At 46.8% G+C, this 1,852-nt stretch carries 2 protein-coding genes; both read left to right on the forward strand.

Translation table 11 applies throughout. The features are described from left to right. Window positions 1-238 (forward strand): F0F1 ATP synthase subunit gamma (locus A3739_RS14255; protein WP_197472328.1); only part of this gene is annotated, 238 nt, incomplete at its 5' end. Window positions 239-291: 53 nt separating this feature from the next. Then, a complete protein-coding gene (gene atpD / locus A3739_RS14260) occupies window positions 292-1,689 on the forward strand; it encodes a F0F1 ATP synthase subunit beta (protein WP_068482973.1) in 1,398 nt (465 codons plus the stop codon). Window positions 1,690-1,852: the final 163 nt, after the last annotated feature.

The following is a 1,852-nucleotide window of genomic DNA, read 5'->3' on the forward strand; positions in this document are numbered from 1 at the left end:
GCCCGACGCAAAAGCTTTGCTCGACGGATTATTGACTCGTTTTATCGAATCTCAGGTGTATCAGGGCGTTGTGGAAAACGCAGCATGTGAACAAGCAGCACGTATGATTGCAATGAAGGCCGCTACGGATAACGCGGGCGAAATGATCAACGAGTTGCAACTGGTTTACAACAAAGCACGTCAGGCAGCAATCACTCAAGAAATTTCTGAGATTGTTAGCGGTGCAGCTGCAGTTTAGCGCACAGCGATTAAGAGATTGATAAAGAATATATTTTTAACGAGGAACCGAACATGAGTAGCGGAAGTATCGTACAAATCATTGGGGCGGTAATCGACGTCGAATTCGCGCGCGATTCAGTACCTAATGTATATGATGCGTTGACTGTTGACGGTGGCGAAACCACTCTCGAAGTTCAACAGCAACTAGGTGATGGTGTCGTTCGTACCATCGCAATGGGTAGCACAGAAGGTCTTAAGCGTGGCCTTAATGTAGCAAACACTGGCGCTCCAATTTCTGTACCAGTAGGTACTGAAACACTGGGTCGTATCATGGACGTACTTGGTCGACCAATCGATGAGCGCGGTGAAATCGGTGAACAAGAGCGTATGCCTATTCACCGTAAAGCTCCTACTTACGCTGAGCAAGCGGCAAGTGCAGAGCTTCTAGAAACAGGTATCAAAGTAATCGACTTAGTTTGTCCATTCGCTAAGGGTGGTAAAGTTGGTCTGTTTGGTGGTGCCGGTGTTGGTAAGACCGTTAACATGATGGAACTTATCAACAACATCGCACTTAAGCACTCTGGTCTTTCAGTATTCGCAGGTGTTGGTGAGCGTACTCGTGAGGGTAACGACTTCTACCACGAGATGCAGGAAGCGGGCGTTGTTAACTTAGAGACTCCTACAGACTCTAAAGTAGCAATGGTTTACGGCCAGATGAATGAGCCACCAGGAAACCGTCTGCGTGTAGCGCTAACTGGTTTGACGATGGCTGAGAAGTTCCGTGACGAAGGCAAAGACGTTCTACTATTCGTAGACAACATTTACCGTTACACACTTGCAGGTACTGAAGTATCAGCACTTCTAGGTCGTATGCCTTCAGCGGTAGGTTACCAGCCAACACTAGCAGAAGAGATGGGGGTTCTTCAGGAACGTATCACTTCTACTAAGACTGGTTCGATCACTTCTATCCAAGCGGTATACGTACCGGCGGATGACTTGACTGACCCATCACCAGCAACAACGTTCTCTCACTTGGACGCAACGGTTGTATTGAGCCGTGACATCGCTTCTAAGGGTATCTACCCAGCGATTGACCCACTTGACTCAACTTCACGTCAGTTGGATCCATTAGTAATCGGTAACGAGCACTATGAAGTTGCTCGTGGTGTTCAAACAGTTCTTCAGCGTTATGCAGAATTGAAAGACATCATCGCGATTCTTGGTATGGACGAGCTTTCTGAAGAAGATAAGCAAACTGTTGCACGTGCTCGTAAGATTGAGCGTTTCTTGTCGCAGCCTTTCCACGTTGCTGAAGTATTTACTGGTTCTCCTGGTAAGTATGTGTCTCTTGCAGATACTATCCGTGGTTTCCAAGGCATTCTTAACGGTGAGTTCGATGACCTTCCAGAACAGGCGTTCTACATGGTTGGTTCTATCGATGAAGCGATCGAGAAAGCGAAGGACATGTAATCTGAGTTATTAGTGTCGTGATAATTATTACGACACTGATTTCTACCGGAGAAGACCTATGGGTACAACTGTACAATGCGACATCGTAAGCTGCGAAGAACAGCTTTTTTCTGGCTCTGTTGAGCTAGTGATTGCGTCAGGTGAGTCTGGTGATTTAGGTATC

The organism is Oleiphilus sp. HI0067, from assembly GCF_001635735.1.

Excerpts from the sequence above, each read along its gene's own strand:
- atpD (WP_068482973.1), top strand. The coding sequence starts at position 292 with ATGAGTAGCGGAAGTATCGTACAAATCATTGGGGCGGTAATCGACGTC.